Source organism: Streptomyces sp. FH025 (assembly GCF_017427025.1).
GTDB lineage: Bacteria > Actinomycetota > Actinomycetes > Streptomycetales > Streptomycetaceae > Kitasatospora.
Genome location: NZ_JAFLNG010001142.1, coordinates 1 through 1404, shown reverse-complemented (window position 1 = coordinate 1404; position 1404 = coordinate 1). Strand labels below are relative to the sequence as shown.

General features: G+C 69.0%; 1 protein-coding gene. It reads left to right on the top strand.

Translation table 11 applies throughout. The annotated features are described in order from the left end of the window. Window positions 1-253 precede the first annotated feature (253 nt). On the top strand, window positions 254-1404 hold a 1151-nt coding region (locus J0670_RS38000), incomplete at its 3' end, for an MFS transporter (RefSeq protein WP_243438094.1).

The window sequence follows — 1404 nt, the reverse complement described above, 5'->3', positions numbered from 1 at the left end:
TTTGCCGAATGTCAGAGGCTGACATAATCTGCCGGAAGTGGCGCTCGTCGGCCGGGCACTCGTGGGGACGGGTGGGTCGTCGCAGCGCCACGGCCATGCCTCGATCGTCTTCACGCCCCCCGGAGGGCCCCAGATGAGCCAGTCCGTCGTCAAGAACTCGGAGGCGGACGCACCGCCACCGCTGAATCAGTCGTCCGGGGGAGGGCTCAAGGGGCATCCCTGGCTGACCCTGCTGACCGTCGCGGTCGGCGTGATGATGGTCGCGCTGGACGGCACGATCGTCGCCATCGCCAACCCCGTGATCCAGGAGAAGCTGAACGCCGCGCCCTCGGAGATCCAGTGGGTCACCAGCGGCTACCTGCTGGCCCTCGCGGTCTTCCTGATCACCGCCGGCAAGATCGGTGACCGCTTCGGCCACAAGACCACCTTCCTGGTCGGCGCCGTCGGCTTCGCCGCCACCTCGGCCGCGATCGGCTTCGCCGGCAACATCCAGACCGTGATCGCCTTCCGCGTCCTCCAGGGCCTGTTCGGCGCGCTGCTCCAGCCTGCCGCGCTCGGCCTGCTGCGCGGGGCCTTCCCGGCCGAGAAGCTCAACATGGCGATCGGCATCTGGGGCGGGGTGATCGGCGCCTCCACCGCGGCCGGCCCGATCGTCGGCGGCCTGCTGGTCGAGCACGTCAACTGGGAGTCGGTCTTCTTCATCAACATCCCGGTCGGCCTGATCGCGCTGGGCCTGGGCCTGTGGATCCTCAGGGACGTCCGGGCCGAGAACGCCGCCAAGTCCTTCGACCTGCCCGGCATCGGGCTGCTCTCGGTCGGGATGTTCGCCCTGGTCTTCGGCATCATCAAGGCCCCCGAGTGGGGCTGGGGCGACGCGAAGACGCTGCTGTTCCTGGGCGGCGCGGTGGTGCTGATGGTGCTCTTCGCGCTCTGGCAGGGCCGGGCCAAGGAGCCGCTGATCCCGCTCAGCCTGTTCCGCTCGGTGCCGCTGTCGGCGGGCGTGCTGCTGATGGTGCTGATGGCCTTCGCGTTCTTCGGCGCGATCTTCTTCGTGACCTTCTACCTCCAGAACGTGCACGGGATGAAGCCGGTCGAGGCCGGCGTCCACCTGCTGCCGATGACCGGCATGATGATCGTCGGCTCGCCGCTGGCCGGCCTGGCGATCGGAAAGCTGGGCCCGCGCATCCCGATCGTGGCGGGCATGCTGATCACCACCACCGCGATGTTCGGCATGTCCACCCTGGACACCGGCTCCTCCACCGGCGTGATGTCGCTCTGGTTCGTCCTGATGGGCCTCGGCATCAGCCCGGTCATGGTCGGCGCCACCGAGGTCATCGTCGGCAACGCGCCGCTGGAGCTGTCCGGCGTGGCCGGCGGTCTCCAGCAGTCCGCGATGCAGGTCGG